20 protein-coding genes and 1 tRNA gene are annotated in these 15,906 nt (G+C 68.5%); 13 read left to right on the forward strand and 8 right to left on the reverse strand.

What is annotated here, in order from left to right; translation table 11 throughout:
- The first annotated feature begins 9 nt into the window (after positions 1–9).
- The 3 genes from tilS (at position 10) to IG196_RS12890 (ending at position 2,431) form a co-directional block, all read left to right on the forward strand.
- Entirely contained in the window at positions 10–987 is a 978-nt protein-coding gene (gene tilS / locus IG196_RS12880) for a tRNA lysidine(34) synthetase TilS (protein WP_192196466.1), read from the forward strand.
- Positions 988–1,042: 55 nt separating this feature from the next.
- Positions 1,043–2,311 carry an aspartate kinase gene (locus tag IG196_RS12885; protein WP_192196467.1) on the forward strand — a complete coding sequence of 423 codons (1,269 nt, stop codon included), beginning with the start codon at positions 1,043–1,045 and terminating at the stop codon, positions 2,309–2,311.
- A gap of 27 nt (positions 2,312–2,338) precedes the next feature.
- Positions 2,339–2,431 (forward strand) — tRNA-Ser (locus tag IG196_RS12890).
- A 121-nt stretch (positions 2,432–2,552) separates the two neighbouring features.
- Here IG196_RS12890 and IG196_RS12895 read toward each other — a convergent pair.
- From IG196_RS12895 to IG196_RS12915, 5 genes are all read right to left on the reverse strand, one after another.
- Positions 2,553–2,774: a hypothetical protein gene (locus tag IG196_RS12895; protein ID WP_192196468.1), complete on the reverse strand. Its 222-nt coding sequence runs from the start codon at positions 2,772–2,774 to the stop codon at positions 2,553–2,555.
- A gap of 30 nt (positions 2,775–2,804) precedes the next feature.
- Positions 2,805–3,080 (reverse strand): hypothetical protein, encoded by a 276-nt coding sequence (locus IG196_RS12900; RefSeq protein WP_192196469.1) that lies wholly within the window; start codon positions 3,078–3,080, stop codon positions 2,805–2,807.
- 131 nt (positions 3,081–3,211) lie between these two features.
- Entirely contained in the window at positions 3,212–3,745 is a 534-nt protein-coding gene (locus IG196_RS12905; RefSeq protein ID WP_192196470.1) for a nucleoside 2-deoxyribosyltransferase, read from the reverse strand.
- A 59-nt stretch (positions 3,746–3,804) separates the two neighbouring features.
- Positions 3,805–4,242 (reverse strand): hypothetical protein, encoded by a 438-nt coding sequence (locus tag IG196_RS12910; protein ID WP_192196471.1) that lies wholly within the window; start codon positions 4,240–4,242, stop codon positions 3,805–3,807.
- A 138-nt stretch (positions 4,243–4,380) separates the two neighbouring features.
- Positions 4,381–4,590, reverse strand: coding sequence for a hypothetical protein (locus tag IG196_RS12915; protein ID WP_192196472.1), 210 nt, complete (start codon positions 4,588–4,590; stop codon positions 4,381–4,383).
- Between the two features lie 221 nt (positions 4,591–4,811).
- Between IG196_RS12915 and IG196_RS12920 the strand changes: the two genes are divergently transcribed.
- From IG196_RS12920 to IG196_RS12965, 10 genes are all read left to right on the forward strand, one after another.
- Positions 4,812–5,501, forward strand: a complete 690-nt coding sequence (locus IG196_RS12920) for a LuxR C-terminal-related transcriptional regulator (protein ID WP_225617019.1) — start codon at positions 4,812–4,814, stop codon at positions 5,499–5,501.
- An 11-nt stretch (positions 5,502–5,512) separates the two neighbouring features.
- The gene (locus IG196_RS12925) at positions 5,513–7,351 is read left to right on the forward strand and encodes a 7TM diverse intracellular signaling domain-containing protein (RefSeq protein WP_192196474.1); all 1,839 of its coding nucleotides are present in this window, start codon (positions 5,513–5,515) and stop codon (positions 7,349–7,351) included.
- Between the two features lie 11 nt (positions 7,352–7,362).
- On the forward strand, positions 7,363–8,583 hold the full coding sequence (locus IG196_RS12930; RefSeq protein WP_192196475.1) for a helix-turn-helix domain-containing protein: 1,221 nt from the start codon (positions 7,363–7,365) through the stop codon (positions 8,581–8,583).
- A 48-nt stretch (positions 8,584–8,631) separates the two neighbouring features.
- A complete protein-coding gene (locus tag IG196_RS12935; protein WP_192196476.1) occupies positions 8,632–9,330 on the forward strand; it encodes a hypothetical protein in 699 nt (232 codons plus the stop codon).
- Between the two features lie 30 nt (positions 9,331–9,360).
- Entirely contained in the window at positions 9,361–10,119 is a 759-nt protein-coding gene (locus IG196_RS12940; protein WP_192196477.1) for a DUF899 domain-containing protein, read from the forward strand.
- A gap of 40 nt (positions 10,120–10,159) precedes the next feature.
- Entirely contained in the window at positions 10,160–10,729 is a 570-nt protein-coding gene (locus IG196_RS12945; protein ID WP_192196478.1) for a hypothetical protein, read from the forward strand.
- Between the two features lie 104 nt (positions 10,730–10,833).
- Entirely contained in the window at positions 10,834–11,904 is a 1,071-nt protein-coding gene (locus IG196_RS12950; protein WP_192196479.1) for a putative FMN-dependent luciferase-like monooxygenase, read from the forward strand.
- A 10-nt stretch (positions 11,905–11,914) separates the two neighbouring features.
- Positions 11,915–12,535: a CMD domain protein gene (locus IG196_RS12955; protein WP_192196480.1), complete on the forward strand. Its 621-nt coding sequence runs from the start codon at positions 11,915–11,917 to the stop codon at positions 12,533–12,535.
- 7 nt (positions 12,536–12,542) lie between these two features.
- Positions 12,543–13,154 carry an alkylhydroperoxidase domain protein gene (locus IG196_RS12960; protein WP_192196481.1) on the forward strand — a complete coding sequence of 204 codons (612 nt, stop codon included), beginning with the start codon at positions 12,543–12,545 and terminating at the stop codon, positions 13,152–13,154.
- A gap of 94 nt (positions 13,155–13,248) precedes the next feature.
- A complete protein-coding gene (locus tag IG196_RS12965; protein ID WP_192196482.1) occupies positions 13,249–13,512 on the forward strand; it encodes a hypothetical protein in 264 nt (87 codons plus the stop codon).
- Between the two features lie 24 nt (positions 13,513–13,536).
- Here IG196_RS12965 and IG196_RS12970 read toward each other — a convergent pair whose 3' ends face one another.
- The 3 genes from IG196_RS12970 to IG196_RS12980 form a co-directional block, all read right to left on the reverse strand.
- Positions 13,537–14,259, reverse strand: a complete 723-nt coding sequence (locus IG196_RS12970; protein WP_225617020.1) for an AP2 domain-containing protein — start codon at positions 14,257–14,259, stop codon at positions 13,537–13,539.
- Between the two features lie 42 nt (positions 14,260–14,301).
- Positions 14,302–15,018 (reverse strand): Crp/Fnr family transcriptional regulator, encoded by a 717-nt coding sequence (locus tag IG196_RS12975; protein WP_225617021.1) that lies wholly within the window; start codon positions 15,016–15,018, stop codon positions 14,302–14,304.
- A gap of 152 nt (positions 15,019–15,170) precedes the next feature.
- Positions 15,171–15,830, reverse strand: coding sequence for a hypothetical protein (locus IG196_RS12980; protein WP_225617022.1), 660 nt, complete (start codon positions 15,828–15,830; stop codon positions 15,171–15,173).
- Positions 15,831–15,906 lie beyond the last annotated feature (76 nt).

Raw genomic sequence — 15,906 nt, forward strand, 5'->3', positions numbered from 1 at the left:
TTTTCGATCATGAGCGAAGCCTTCGAACGCGCCATGGCCGCGTTCGAACCGGCGAGCCTGCCGCTGGCCGTCGGCTTCAGCGGCGGTGCGGATTCGACCGCCTTGCTCGCGGCCTGCGCGGCGCGATGGCCGGGGCAGGTGATCGCTTTTCACGTGCACCACGGCCTGCAGGCAGCGGCCGACGACTTCGAGCGGCAGTGCGCGCAGGTCTGTGAACGGCTTGGCGTGCCGCTGGTGACGCACCGGGTCGATGCGCGGCATGCGCCGGGCGACAGTCCCGAAGATGCGGCGCGTCGCGCACGTTATGACGCGTATGCGGCCATGGCACGTGCCGATGGTGCGCGGCCTGCGGTGTCGTCCATCGCGCTAGGGCATCACGCCGATGACCAAGTCGAGACGCTGCTGCTGGCGCTGTCCCGCGGCGCCGGCTTGCCGGGCCTGGCCGCGATGCCTGCGCATGCCGTGCGCGACGGCTTGAACATCCATCGACCCTTGCTTGCGGTGCCAGCGGCCGACATCCGCAGCTGGCTGATGCAGCAGCAGTTGCCGTGGATCGAAGACCCGAGCAACGCTGACGCGCGCTACACCCGCAACCGCATTCGTGCCGTGCTGCTCCCCGCATTGGCAGAAGCCTTCCCGCAGTTCCGCGCCACCTTCGCGCGCAGCATCGGCCACGCGGCGCAGGCCCAGCAGCTGCTGAGCGAACTGGCGGCACAAGACCTTGCCATCGTGGGCGAGCCGCCGCAGATCCGGCCCTTGCAGGCGCTGTCCCGCGCGCGGCAGGCCAACGTGCTGCGCCACTGGCTGATGCAGTCGCACGGCTGCGCGCCGAGCGCGGCGCAGCTCGACCAGTTGCTGGACCAGGTCCGCGCCTGCACCACGCGCGGCCACCGCATCCACCTCAAGGTGGGCGCAGGCTTCGCCGAGCGCAGGGGCGAGCGGCTGCATTGGTACAATGCCCCGCCCTCGCTGAAGACTTCGCTCTGACGGCTTGCAGGGCGCCGCTTTCCAAGCGGCCCTTTATCTTTCTCTGATTTCATCCATGGCATTGATCGTTCACAAATATGGCGGCACGTCGATGGGCTCGACCGAGCGCATCCGCAACGTCGCCAAGCGCGTCGCCAAATGGGCGCGTGCGGGTCACCAGATGATCGTGGTGCCCAGCGCCATGAGCGGCGAAACCAACCGCCTGCTCGGTCTTGCCAAGGAGCTCTCGCCGGGCAAACCCGGCGTGGCCTATCACCGCGAACTCGACATGCTCGCCGCCACCGGCGAACAGGCCTCGTCGGCGTTGCTGGCGATGGCGCTGCAGGCCGAAGGCGCGGAGTCCGTGAGCTACGCGGGCTGGCAGGTGTCGGTGCGCACCGACAACTCGTACACCAAGGCCCGCATCGAGAGCATCGACGACGCCAAGGTGCGCGCCGACCTCGAGGCTGGCCGCGTTGTGGTCATTACCGGCTTCCAGGGCGTGGACGACGAGGGCAACATCACCACGCTCGGTCGTGGCGGCAGCGACACCTCGGCCGTGGCCATCGCGGCGGCCATGAAGGCCAGCGAGTGCCTGATCTTCACCGACGTCGACGGCGTCTACACCACCGACCCGCGCGTCGAGCCCGATGCGCGCCGCCTGACCACCGTGAGCTTCGAAGAGATGCTCGAGATGGCCAGCCTCGGCTCCAAGGTGCTGCAAATCCGCTCGGTGGAATTCGCCGGCAAGTACAAGGTGCCGCTGCGCGTGCTTTCGAGCTTCACGCCGTGGGACATCGACATCAATGAAGAGGCCAAGTCCGGCACGCTGATCACTTTCGAGGAAGACGAAAACATGGAACAAGCCGTCGTATCCGGCATCGCATTCAATCGCGACGAAGCCAAGATCTCGGTGCTCGGCGTGCCCGACAAGCCGGGCATCGCGTACCACATCCTCGGTGCCGTGGCAGACGCCAACATCGAAGTCGATGTGATCATCCAGAACCTCAGCAAGGACGGCAAGACCGACTTCAGCTTCACCGTGCATCGCAACGAGTTCGCGCGCACGGTCGAACTGCTGGAGTCGAAGGTGATGCCTTCGCTGGGCGCTACCGAGATCGTGGGCGACACCAAGATCTGCAAGGTCAGCATCGTGGGCATCGGCATGCGCAGCCACGTGGGTGTGGCCAGCAAGATGTTCCGTGTGTTGAGCGAAGAGGGCATCAACATCCAGATGATCTCGACCAGCGAAATCAAGACCTCGGTCGTGATCGATGAAAAATATATGGAATTGGCCGTGCGCGCGCTGCATAAAGCGTTCGATCTCGACCAACCGACCGCTTAAGTAATGGCATAATTGCGGTTGCTTTCAGGAACTGTGACCGAGTGGCCGAAGGTGCTCCCCTGCTAAGGGAGTATGGGGTGTAGAGCCTCATCGAGGGTTCGAATCCCTCCGGTTCCGCCAGGATTGGCTTCCTGATCACTTTGCAGTGATCAAACAGCCCTTAAGAGCCCCGCCAGTCGGGGCTTTTTCGCGTCTGCTCGCAACGCGCGACCGCTCCACCGAAACCGGCGAGGCGATGTCTTCAGGACGGCTGCGGTACCAGCGCGGACAGCGTTGCGATCGGCGCTGCGCCCACATGCAGTTCGCAAGGATCGCAAGGCACCGAAATCTGCCGCCCGTCGAAGCGCACGCGCACATGCGGAAAGGTCGTTCCGGTGATGGTGCCGGGCCGGCCTTCGCAGATGACGCGATCGCCGCGACGGAACGACCGACCGAATCGAAGCCTGATTTTTTCAAAGCTCATTTCAGAGTCTCCTGGGTGTGTATCCGATGCTTAGCGCACCGGGTCGGATTCGATCGGTGGCCGGAGCAGGGTCGCGGCCGTGTCTTGAAGGATCAGCGCGTGATCCGGGTCGTGGCTGAGGTAGGGGCTGGTCAGCAGCTGGCCGATCAGCCGGTCGAAGTGGAACCGGACCTTCGCCGGCTCGGGGTGCGCGGCGTACAGGGCGCGCAGCATCGAGACGATGGCGCTGATCTGCGTGGTCAGGACCTCCATGGAACCCAGGCGGCCCGCCGCTTCGAAAACTGCTTGTTGGTCTGAGGGGGGCATCCGGGCCTCCTTTTTTGGGGCGTTGGCATGTCCAACGCAAAAAGAGGCTTAAAGGCTTACTTCAAGGGGCTTCTTCCCCGGAATTGGTGATGTCCTGCCTGTTATTTGTGACTTATGTCACGGATTCAGGCTCACTGCCGTTTGGCAGGCGCAGACCCCAACACCCCGGCCAGCACCCGCAATGCATCGGTCGCCAGGTCCGAAAAGCGCACCGAGCAGGCCAGCATGAGGTTCAGCGGCAGCCCGAAGTCTTCGATCAGCGTTCCCTCGGGGTCGCGCAAGGTGCCGTCCGGGTCGCGGCCGACGAGGCCTGCCGTGCCGGCGCGCTGCGCGTAGGTGCCCGGTGGGACGCCGTAGGCGGCCACGGGAAGGCCCAGGGCGATGGCGACGCCGACCTCGAACACCGTGCCCGAATCCGGCTCGAGCCCGCGAAACGGCGCGAGGTTGGCAATGACGCCGTCCGCCGACCGCAGCAGCTTCATGTTTTCCTCATAGATCCGACGCGCGGGGTCGGGGCCGGCGTGCGCGCCGTCGAAGGGCGGCACGGCCGTCATGCCGAGCGCGTCGCAGGCCAGCGCCAGCGCGGCAAAGTACTGCGCGGCGTCGGGCCGGAACACGTCGGGGCCGGCGAGGTAGACCCGCGGACGCGGGGGGGAAGAGGGCATCTGTCGAGTATGCGACCGCCCCCGCGAAGCGCCAACGGGAAGGGCTGCGGCCCGGTTGGTTACTTCTTCATCGCCTTGACTTCGGCCTTGCCCTTGCTTTCGTCGGCCTTGGCCTGCTTCACGCACGTCGACTTGGCTTCGCCCTTCTGGTCGTCGCACTTTTCCTTGGCGATGCTGTAGGCCACTTCCACCTTGGCTTCGGCCACCTTGCGCGCGTTGCCGTCGCTGGGCTTCATCTTCTGGTCGAACTCGGCCTTGGCCATCTTTTCCTTGCCCTTGGCTTCTTCGACGCAGACGTCCTTGGCGTTGTCCTTCATGGCATCGCAGGCGGCGCGGTCGGTCTTGTAGTCGGCCGAGATCTTGTCGCGGGCCGCCTTGAACTCGGCAACCGCCGGATCGACGGGAGCGGCGGGCGGCGGGTTCACTTGCGCTTGCGCCGACACGGCCGTGAAACAGGACACGGCAGCGGCGCACATCCACATGAGCTTTCTTTGCATGGTCATCTCCTTGAAGACACCGGCGGTTGCCTCATTGCAACAAGCGCAAGAGAACCGGCGCCCGAAAGTCATCCTAGGAACCGACGGCGCCGCAGCGGTAGGACGCCTCGCGAAGCCGCCGTCAGCGCATGCTGACGCTCAGTGGCCTTCCGTTGTAGTGCCGTGTGTGCGCATCTCGCTGCGCAGGGCGCGCTGTCCCGAGGCCAGCGCGAGTTCGTAGCTCTCGACCGGGTCGAAGGCGCAGCGCAGGACGATGGAAGGTGCACCGTCGGTGTCGGTTTCGAGCAGCCGCCAGACAAAAGATCCGGGAGCCGGCTCGTCGATGATGAGTTCGATCGGATGTGTCATGACCCCACCATGGTCGCTCGCACGCCGCCTGTCTGTAGGCGAAGACCGACCGATGCCGCGCCATGCCGCCAGAACCCCCAGATCTGGTGATGGCCGGAGAGCCGCCGCGAGGGGACACTGCAGCTTCGCGCGCGAAGCCTGGGTGATGATTCGGGCATGCGTCCCACCTTGTCCGAACCGTCTTGATGTCCGCTTTCTCTCCCCCGCCCGAAGCTCCGGCGATGACGCCGCCGCCCAGTCCCGACCTGCCGGTGCCCGTGCTGATCGTCGAAGACGACGCGCTCATGCAGCGGCGCATCGTCGGCATCCTGAACCAGCTGGGCTACGCCAACGACGCGCTGGTGCTGGCGGGCACGCTGGCCGATGCCCGCATCGAACTCGCGCGGCAGCCGTTCGCGCTGGTGCTCGTCGACCTGGGCCTGCCCGACGGCAACGGCGTGGAACTGATCACGCAGATGAGTGCATCGAACGCATCGATGAATGCGGACGATGGCCCCGGCATCCTCGTGATCTCCGCCTGGAGCACCGACGACCTGATCCTCAACGCGCTGCGCGCTGGCGCCACCGGTTACGTGCTCAAGGAGCGCGACGACCTGGAGCTGCTGCTGTCGATCCGCAGCGTGCTGCGCGGCGGGGCGCCGATCGATCCGTTCATTGCGCGCCGCATCCTCGACTTGACGCAGGCGCCGCCGGCCACGCCGGGGCGCGTCGGCGAAGATGTGCTGACCGCACGCGAACTGCAGATCCTCCAGCTGGTTGCCGAGGGCCTGACCAACCGCGAAATCGCCGAGCAGATCTTCCTGTCGCGGCACACCGTCGAATGCCACATCAAGAACATCTACCGCAAGCTCACCGTTTCTTCGCGCACGCGCGCCGTTTTCGCAGCACGTTCGCGTGGCTTGCTGGCCTGAGCCTGTGGTGGTTGTTCGCCCACGCGGCTTCGGCGGCCGGGGCGACCGAGGCGTGCGCGCCGCGCATCGACAGCGTGCGGGCCGTGCGTGCCGCGGCCGGCGCCGGGCCTGAGGCGCCGCCTCCCATCGACGGCTGGCAGCCGGTGACGCTGCCCCACCACTGGAACGCGCACTGGTCCGGCTTCGAAGGCACGGTCTGGTATCGCATCGACTGGCAGCGCCCGTGCGCGGGCCGCGACGACGCGCCGCAGCTGGGCGTGGCCTTCGACTACCTGAGCATGGCCGGTGCGATCTCGCTGAACGACAACCTGCTCTGGCGCGACGCCAGCCTGGTGGAGCCGCTGAGCCGCAGCTGGAACACGCCGCGCCTGTTCTTCCTGCCGGCCGCCGCGCTGAACGCCGGTACCAACACGCTGTGGGTGCAGGTGGTGGGCGGCAGCATGTACGGCTCGGGGTTGGGCCGCGTGGTGCTCGGCCCGGCGGACGAGGCGGTGGCCTACTACGACGAACGCCGCCTGTTCGCGCGCGTGCTGCCCGCGATCAACCTCGTCATCTCGATCACGCTGGGCTGCTTCTTCCTCGTGCTGTGGCTCATGCGCCGCCAGGAAACCGCTTACGGCTGGTACGCGCTCAGCGCCATCGCCTGGATCGTGTTCGCGAGCAACACGGTGGTCAGCACCTTGCCGTGGCCGTTCGGCTCTACCGACGCCTGGTCGCGCTGGATTACGGCGTGGATGGTCCTGTACGTGAGCTGCTTCTGCATGTTCATGTGGCACTTCGGCGACCAGCGCTTTCCCCGATTGAGCCGCGCGCTGTGGGCGGTGGCGGCGCTGGCCGTGGCGGCGATTGCGCTGCTGCCGCAGCCTGCGCTGTCGGTCGCGACGCTGGCGGCGTTCATCGCGTACGCGCTGCTCTTCATGGCGGCCTGCGTGCAGTTCATCCTGCGCGCGCTCGACACCAAGAAAACCGAGCACCTGCTGCTGGCGCTGTGCGCCTTCGGTTTTCTGGTGGCGGCCGTGCACGACGCGCTGATGATCCTGCGCGTCATCGACGACCGCTTCGGCTACACCGTGGTCACGGCGCCGCTGATCATGATCGGCATGTCGCTGATCCTGGCGGGCGGCTTCACGCGCAGCCTGCGCCGCGTCGAGAGCTTCAACGACGACCTGGCGCGCGAAGTGCGCGGGGCGCGCACCGAGCTGGCCGACACGCTCAGCCGCGAACACCGCCTGGAGCTCGACAACGTGCGGCTGAACGAACGCCTGAGCGTGGCGCACGACCTGCACGACGGCCTGGGCAGTTCGCTGGTGCGTTCGATCGCGCTGGTGGAGCAGTCGGGCGAGGCGCTGCAACGGCCGCAGTACCTGTCGATGTTCAAGTCGCTGCGCGACGACCTGCGCCAGATCATCGACACCCACAGCGGCGGCGCGGCCCCGGTGGCTGCCACGCCCACGCAATGGCTGGCGCCGATGCGCCACCGCTTCGGCCGGCTGTTCGAAGAGATGGGCATGCGCAGCCACTGGCAGACGCCCGCGGCGTGGCCCTGCGCGCTGTCCGCGCGCCAGGTGCTGGGCCTCACGCGCCTGCTCGAAGAAGCGCTGGCCAACGTTGTGAAGCACAGCCGCGCGCGCACCCTGCGCGTGCAGCTGCTGGCCGATGGCGAGGCCGGTGTGCTGCTGAGCGTCGAGGACGATGGTGTGGGCTTCGACGCGGTGACGGTTGCCTCGTCGATCGGTGGAATCGGCCTGCGCAGCATGCAGGCGCGCATGACGCGCATCGGCGGCACGCTGCAGATCGATGCCAGCGCCCAAGGCACACGGCTGGAGGCGAGGGTGCCGGCGGTGTTGTAGCCTGTCGCCCCATGGATTCCCTCATCGCCGCCTCCGCGCGCGCGCTCGCCGCCGGCGACGCGCTGGGAGCCCTCAAGCGCGTGGCCCTGCGCGACGACCCGCCGGCGCTCGCGTTGCGCGGGATTGCGATGGCCCAGCTCGGCGAGCATCCACGCGCACGCGAGCTGCTGCGGCGCGCCGCGAGCGGCTTCGGGTCGCACGAAGAACTGGCGCGTGCGCGCTGCGTCGTCGCCGAGGCCGAGGTGGCGCTTGCGATGCGCGACCTGGGCGGTTCGCCGCGCGCGCTGACCGCTGCGGCCGTCACGCTCGAGGCGCGCGACGACCTGGTCAATGCACTGCAGGCGCGGCTCATTGCGGCGCGCCGGCTGCTGCTGCTCGGCCGGCTCGACGAGGCTGCCGCCGCGCTGTCGCTGCTCGACGGGCACAACCTGCCGCCATCGCTCGCGGCGGTTGCCGAGCTGGCGTCGGCGGAACTCGCATTGCGTTCCCTGCGCACCGGCACGGCACGGGCGGCGCTCACCCGCGCGCATGACGCGGCGCTGCGTGCGCGCGTGCCGGCGCTGCTGGCCGAAGTGGCGGAGGCGCGCGCCGCGCTGGAGCGTCCCGCCGCCCGGCGCATTGCCGCGGACGGCGAACAGGCCCTGCGCCTGGACGAAGTCGAGGCGCTGCTCGCGTCCGATGCGCTGGTCGTCGATGCCTGCCGCCGCGGTGTCGGCGGCGGCGACACCTGGCGTTCGCTCGCACGCCGGCCCGTGCTGTTCTCGCTGGCACGCGCGCTGGCCGCGGCCTGGCCCGGCGATGTCGACCGCGACGCGCTGATCGCCGACGCCTTCCGCACCCGCGACCCCGACGAAACGCACCGCGCGCGGCTACGCGTCGAGATCGGTCGGCTGCGCGCGCTCGTCAAGCCGATGGCGCGCATCGAGGCCACGCCGCAGGGCTTCATCCTCACGCCGAACGATGCCCGGCCGGTCGTGGTGCTGGCGCCGCCCATCGACGGCGATCAGGCCTCGCTGGTGGCGCTGCTGTCCGACGGCGCCGCCTGGTCGACCTCGGCCCTTGCACTGGCCCTGGGCGCAAGCCAGCGCACCGTACAGCGCGCGCTGGCCGAGCTCGAGGCCGAGCGACGCGTGCGTGCCATCGGGCAGACGCGGGCGCGACGCTGGCTGGCCCCGCCGCTGGCGGGATTCACGACGATCTTGTTACTCCCCGCTGCGCTGCCGATTGAATAGAGTCGGGCTCATGCGCTACCCCCTGTGGCGCACCTACAGGAGCCCCCCATGAGCAGCAGCATCAGTCAGAGCAAGAAGGCAGCAGGCAAGGACCGGTTCGAAGGCGCGGTGCAGGCCGCGGAGATCGTGCGCGAATACGGTCCGTTCGAAGGCGTGGAGCGCATCCACGGCGTGACGCACGACGGCCACCAGGTGTGGGCCGCCACCGGCGGGCAACTGGTCGCCTTCGACCCCGCGAGCGGCAAATCCACACGCCGGATCGACGTGGCGTGCGACGCCGGCACCGCCTTCGACGGCACCTGCTTCTATCAGATCGTCGAGGCGCGCATCGACAAGATCGATGCCGCCACCGGCAAGGTGTTGGCGTCGATTCCCGCGCCCGGCAACGGCTCCGACTCGGGCCTCACCTGGGCCGAAGGCAGCCTGTGGGTGGGCGAGTACCGCGACCGCAAGATCCACCAGATCGACCCGGCGACCGGCGCGATCCGCCGCACCATCGAATCGAACCGCTTCGTCACCGGCGTGACCTGGGTCGACGGCGAACTCTGGCACGGCACCTGGGAAGGCGACCAGAGCGACATCCGCCGCGTCGACCCCGCCAGCGGCGACGTGATCGCGCGGCTCGAAATGCCCAGCGGCGTCGGCGTGAGCGGCCTCGAGTCCGATGGCGCGGGGCTCTTCTACGCCGGCGACGGCCGGGCCAGCAAGGTCCGCGCGGTGCGCCGCCCGAAGGCCGTCACGGCCTGAACGCAATACAAGCCAAGGAGCACACACACCATGAACACCACAGTGAATCACCCCGTCGTGACCCAAGACCGCTGGATGGACGCGCGCAAGTCGTTGCTGGCGCGCGAGAAGGAGCTGACCCAGCTGCGTGACCGCATCGCCGAGGAGCGCCGCTCGCTGCCCTGGACGCGCGTCGAGAAGGCCTACGTCTTCGAAACGCCCACAGGCCGCCGTTCGCTCGCTGACCTGTTCGAGGGCCGCCGCCAGTTGCTGGTACAGCACTTCATGTTCGGCCCCGACTGGGAGCAGGGCTGCCAGAGCTGCTCGTTCATGGCCGATCATTCCGACGGCATGCGCGTGCACCTCGAACACCGCGACGTCACGCTGCTGGCCGTCTCGCGCGCGCCGCTGGCCCGCATCGAGGCTTTCCGGAGCCGCATGGGCTGGCAGTTCCCCTGGGTCTCGTCGCATGACAACGACTTCAACCACGACTTCGGCGTGAGCTTCACGCCCGATGAAATGGCCAGCGGCGCCGTTGCCTACAACTACGTGAAGCAGCCGTTCCCGAGCGAAGAAGCACCCGGCGTCAGCGTGTTCTTCAAGGACGACGCCGGCGACGTGTTCCACACCTACTCGACCTACGGTCGCGGCGTGGAAGTGATGATGGGCACCTACAACATGCTCGACCTCGTGCCCAAGGGCCGCGACGAGCACAACCCGTCCTACACGATGGACTGGATTCGTCACCATGACCGCTACGAGCCTGCGCCCGTTGCGGCAGCCGGTGGTTGCTGCCACGCGCAGTCGTAAAAAAGCGCGCGACCTGGCGTGTTGTTGAACGGTCCGCATCATGGCAAGCCTCTGGCCCTGGCTGGCGGTGGCGGGAATGGGCGTGCTGCACGGCCTGAACCCCGCCACTGGCTGGATGTTCGCCGCCGCGTGGGGGCTGCGCTCGCACGACCGGGCGCAGGCGCTGCGGGCCCTGTGGCCGATCGCGGTCGGGCATGTGGCGTCGGTCGCGCTCGTGGTCGTCGCTGTGGCCTTCGGCCTGTCGATGGACCGGGGCCTGCTGCAGTGGCTGGCCGGCGGGTTGTTCGCGGTGGTCGCGCTCGTTCACCTGTCGGGCCGGTTGTCTGCCATGGCGCGTGCGCCGGCGGGGCATGCGGGGCTGGCGCTGTGGTCTTTCATGATGTCCACCGCGCACGGCGCCGGGCTGATGCTGGTGCCGGCGCTGATCCCGCTGTGCATGGGCGATGCATCGAAGGGCGCGATGAGTGGCTCGCTCGTGTTGGCGTTCGCGGCTGTCGCGGTCCACACAGCGGCAATGCTCGCCACCACCGGGCTGATGGCCGTCGGCGTCGGTGCAGGCATCGGCTGGCTACGTCGCCTCACACGACGATCGCCCGCGGTGCCGCATTGAACGCGCCATGCGCGCAAAGCGCATAAGCAAGCGCGAAAACCGGATTTCCATTCGACCGGCTTGCGGCGCAACACTCGAAGGCTCTCGATCACGCAGGCCTTCGGATGCCCGGTACCTTCACTTCCCCGCGCAAGCGGCTCGGCTTTTTCAGCCGGCTGCTCGACGATGCCCCCGCCGCCGAGCGCTACCGCCTCGTCACCGCGCAGATCGCCCATGCCGAGGCCTTCGGCTTCGATTCGGCCTGGGTGGCGCAGCACCATTTCCATGAACACGAGGGCGGCCTGCCGTCGCCCTTCGTCTTTCTCGCGCATGTGGCTTCGCGCACGCGGCGCATCCGCCTGGGCACGGGCATCGTCACGCTGCCGCTGGAGAACGCGGTGCGCACGGCGGAAGACGCGATCGTGCTCGATCTGCTCTCGGGCGGCCGGCTCGAAGTGGGCGTCGGCACGGGCGGCACGCCCGCGTCTTTCGCGGCCTTCGGGCTGGACAGCGACGACCGCGCAGCATTGTTCGACCGCCAACTCGCCACGGTGCGCGACGCCTGGGCTGGCCGGCCGCTGCCCGGCGGCGACACGCTGTACCCGGCGGGCGCGCAACTGCTCGGACGGCTCTGGCAGGCCACGTTCTCGGTGAGCGGCGGCACGCGCGCGGGCACGGCCGGCGACGGGCTGATGCTCTCGCGCACGCAGCCGCGCGCCGCGCAGGCGCCCGACGCATCGCTGGCCGACCTGCAGGACCCGATCATCGACGCCTACCTCGCCGCGCTGCCGCCGGGCCGCACGCCGCGCATCGTGGGCTCGCGCAGCGTCTTCGTGGCGGAGACCCGCAAGGAGGCGTTGCGCCTTGCTGAGATCGGTCTGCGCCGCTCGGTGGTGCGGGCCGCGGCCACAGGACAGATTGGCCTTGCCGATCGCGTCCGCGCCGATGCGCCGCTCGATCAGCTGATCGCCGCGTACGACGTGCATGTCGGCGCGCCCGACGACGTGATCGCCTCGCTGCGCGCCGACCGCACGCTCGCGCGCGTGACCGACCTCGTGTGCCAGGTGCACTCGGTCGATCCGCCGCACGCGGCCATCCTGCGTTCCATCGAACTGACCGCCACCGTCGTCGCACCCGCCCTGGGCTGGTCGCGCGATGCGGGCGTGCCGGACCTTCAATCGCTTGCGCTTCTTTAGGCTGCTTCTCATGAATGCCGTTCTTTCTTCTCCCGCTCCCCACGTCATCGACGTGATCGACCAGCTGACCGGCATCACGCCCAGTAGTGCGCTCGACCGGCTGCGCGCGCAGCGCGAGCAGGCGCGCACGCAGGCACAGCAGAGTTATCTCGCGCTGTTCGCGCCGGCCGAACCCGTGGCTAGTCACTTCGACATTGCGGACCGTTTCGCTGTCGCGACCTTTGTCGCCGGCTTGCACGGGCAGCCCGACGTGGCGCGCTTCTATGCCGAAGCCTTGGCGGGGCAGGGCGTGGCAAAGGCCATCGAGGCTGAGGTCGCTCGCGGCGCCGCGCAAGGGCCGTATGGCCGCTATCCGGAAGGCCCGCTCAGCGTGGAAGACGAAGCCGGCCCGGTCTACACCGTTGATGCCGCACACCGCGCGGTGCTTGGCGAACGGTTGTCGGCGGCTCTCGTGCATGCGCACCTGCTCGTCTTCCACCCGCGCGACGCCAGCCCGGCGGCATTGCAGGCGCTGCTCGATGCGGGATGGCGCACCACCGAGATCGTCACGTTGTCGCAGCTGGTGGCGTTTCTCGCGTTCCAGATCCGCGTCGTCATCGGCCTGCGCGCGCTGGCCACCCCTTCTGCATGAGCGTCCCATGAGCACCGAATCGACCCTGAGCCATCCTGACAACACGCACCCGCGCACCTTCACGCAGGCGCAGCTCGAATGGCTGCCCTGGCTCGCACCGCTGCCGGAGGACGAACTGACCGAGCGCCACTACGCAGGCCTCGTCGATGCATCGCGCGCCAAGTCGCCGTACTTCCGATTGCTGGCACGCGACCCCGACATCCTCGGCGCGCGCACACGCACCGACAAGGACATCTTCTACAACCCCGAGGCCGGCCTGCCGCGCGCCGAGCGCGAGCTGTCGGCCGCAGCGGCCTCGCGCTTCAACGGCTGCATCTACTGCGCGTCGGTGCATGCACGCTTTGCCTCGCACTTCTCGCGACGCACGGACGACGTGCAGCGGTTGCTCGACGAGGGCGTGCAGGCCGACCTGGGGGCGCGCTGGAATGCGATCGTCGCGGCGTCGGTTGCGCTGTCGGCCACGCCATCGACCTTCGGGCCTGCGCACGTCGAAGCGCTGCGCGCGCAGGGGCTGGACGATCTCGCGATTGCCGATGTCGTGCATGGCGCGGCCTTCTTCAACTGGGCCAACCGGTTGATGCTGTCGCTGGGCGAGCCGCAGGAGCCTGCTGCCGCCTAGGCGCACATGGCCGCGCGCAGATTTGTTGCGGCGGCAAGTGAGCGGGATCACAGTCGGGCGCGCGGCGTGCCTTCGGGTCGGCACGATGACCCGCATGCACACCGACGCCCCTGGGTACGCAACGACGACACACCATGGCCGCGCGCCCGCGTTGGGCCGGTCTTTCGGCAATCCCTTCGTTCGCTGCCGATGCGGACTGGCCAGCCTGGAGCGCATCCATCGGCGGCCGTGGATGAAGTTCCTGCCCGTTCTGCGCTTCTATCACTGCAGCAGTTGCGGCAAGCCGCAACTGGCGTCGAAGCGCGCAGTGCGCGATGCGGTCATCGCGCACAGGAGCGGGCAGCAGAACCAGCGCTGACGCGATGCAGGCTGCCAGCGGTGTTCAGGGGGGCTTGTCGCGCAGCTGCTGCTGGCGCTCGGCGATCGCCATCTCGCGCGCCACGTCGTGGCCGAGCGCGTGCACCGAGAACGACTTGCTCACGCTGCCTTGGCCCGCCGTGTAGGTGATCGCCACCCAGTACCCGGGATGGCCCGCGCGCGGCGTCTTGAACTGCACGCCGCTGACGCCGCTCGTGTTGTTGCGTCGCACGATCTCCGACTTCGAGCGCTTGGCCGGCAGCTCGGCTTCGTCGTCGGGCGGCGGGCGTTGGCGGATGGCTTCCTCGGCGGGATGCAGCCGCGCCAGGCCGACCATGCGGCCGAGCTGGCGTTGCCGCTCGCCGATGGCTTGCGCGCGAGCGGCGTGGCCCCAGTCGGTGAGTTCGAATTCGGTGCGCACGATCTCTTCGTGGCCGAGATACGTTTTGGCCAGCCAGGCCACCGGCTTGCCTTGTGCGGAAAGCCGAGGGAAGACGCCGGGCTCGCCCGTCTTGTTGTTGCTGCGCAGGGCCTGCGCGCGCTCCTTGCGCGCGACCGGCGGGTGCTCTTTCACGATGGTGTCGCGCCAGGCCTGGGCGCGTCGCAGCGCTTGTTGGGTGCCGCCGTAGCTGGCGTGGCCGAAGAGGCGCGCGTAGCGCACGCCGTTTCGCACGAGCGACACCTCGAAGCCCCAGGGCCGGGGAGAAATGCCATACATGTCGACGGGGTTCGGAGTTCCTTTGGGCATCGTCGGTGCTGTAGTTTTTTCAGGGCAGGTGAATGCGGCGCATCACGGCGTTTCGGGGCGGTCGCCGTCCCACGCGCAGAGCTCGTCGGAGAGTTCGCGCGCTTCCGGCGGCAGGCTGCCGAAATCGGTCGAGGCGAAGGTCGGCGGCACATGCACGCCCTGGTCGTCGCGGCGCACCAGCCCGCGGCTTTCCATGTCGCGCATGGTCTTGTTGACGACCTCGCGGGAGAGCCCCGAGTACGACGCGATCACCGCTTGCGTGATGCGCTTGTCGTAGCCACCGGTGGCCGCGGGCGCCAGTTGCGTCAGCTCGTGCAGCACGCGGCTCACCAGGCTTTCGGACGACAGCGACGCAATGCGGCGCAGCTGCCCACGGACCATGGCGACGCGCTTCATCGCGATCTCCAGCAGGCCCATGGTCACCTCGGGGTACAGCGCGCACAGCCGGCGCACCGCAGCCACGGGCAGGTGGTAGACCGACGAGGGCAGAGCGGCCACCAGCGTCGAGGTGGCCTGGTAGCTGTTCTCGCCGAGCGAGGGACCGAGGAAGAAATCGCCCCGGCGGATGAAGTCGGTTGTCACGTCCCGGTCGACCGCTCGCAGCAGGCCCGTGGCCACGCAGTAGATGCGGTCGGTGTGCGTGTCCGCCTGCAGCACGATCTCGTTGCGCCGGTAGGAATGAAGCGCGCTGCTGCGAATCAAGGCGGCGCGCTCGTCGGGCGGCACGCTGGCGATCAGGGGATGGAGATACATGGCCATGGCGGTTGCGAGACCAGCGGCGGTTCATGCGCATGCGCGAATCCACGGGCGGCGGTCAAGGAACAGGACGGTGCGGCGCCCCCGGGGCGACTCGCCGTCGAGCGCCCCTTCGCCGGACCGGGCTGCGACGGGCTGACGGCAACGAAGCCATGTCAGCCGGGCTGGAGCTGAGCGAACAGCGTGTCGATCCGGGCCCGTTCCTCGGCGCCTCGCAGACAGCGCTCGCGCAGCCACAGGGCATCTCCCTGGCGTGCCATGCGCAGGTCGTACACATGCTCGATGTCGTCGACCACGACGCCGCCCGCAGGCCGCACCTTGGCCGTGGGCGCGGGATGCGGTTGTGCGGCCCACAGCGCCAGTTCGATCTCGGCCGGGCTTATGGGGCCGCTGTCGCGCAGTGCGATCCAGTCGGCATGCAACTGCGGCAGCGCGGCGACGCCCTTCACGAGGATCGGCTCGCGCCCGAGCGCCGCGAGCAGGTCGTCGAGCCGTGTGTGCCGGGTTCGCAGCAGAAAGCAGTCGTCGCGCAGGCAGGTGAGATCGGTGTCGGCCACCGGCGACGGCGGAAAGGCCGCGAAGAGCCGGCGCCGGATTTCGCGGCTCACGCCCGCCGCCACCTCCGGGCCGTCGGTGTCGGCGAGCTGCGCAAGGTTGGCGATGAAGACCAGCGCACACACCCGGTCCGCCGTCGGCAGGGGAGGAGAAGACCGCACCACTTCGGCATCTCGGCGCGGGCCCGGCAGGCAGGACGCCAGCGCCGCGCGCCATCGTGCGCCGAAAGGTTCGATTTCCGTGAAATACAGAGCAGCCATTTCATCCCCAGTAGAGAAAGTTCCGGTTGACGTTCGATTCGAATGAATGCTACGAATCGCGCCCTTCTTTGACATT

The organism is Variovorax sp. 38R (genome assembly GCF_014843395.1).
Lineage (GTDB): Bacteria > Pseudomonadota > Gammaproteobacteria > Burkholderiales > Burkholderiaceae_C > Variovorax > Variovorax paradoxus_H.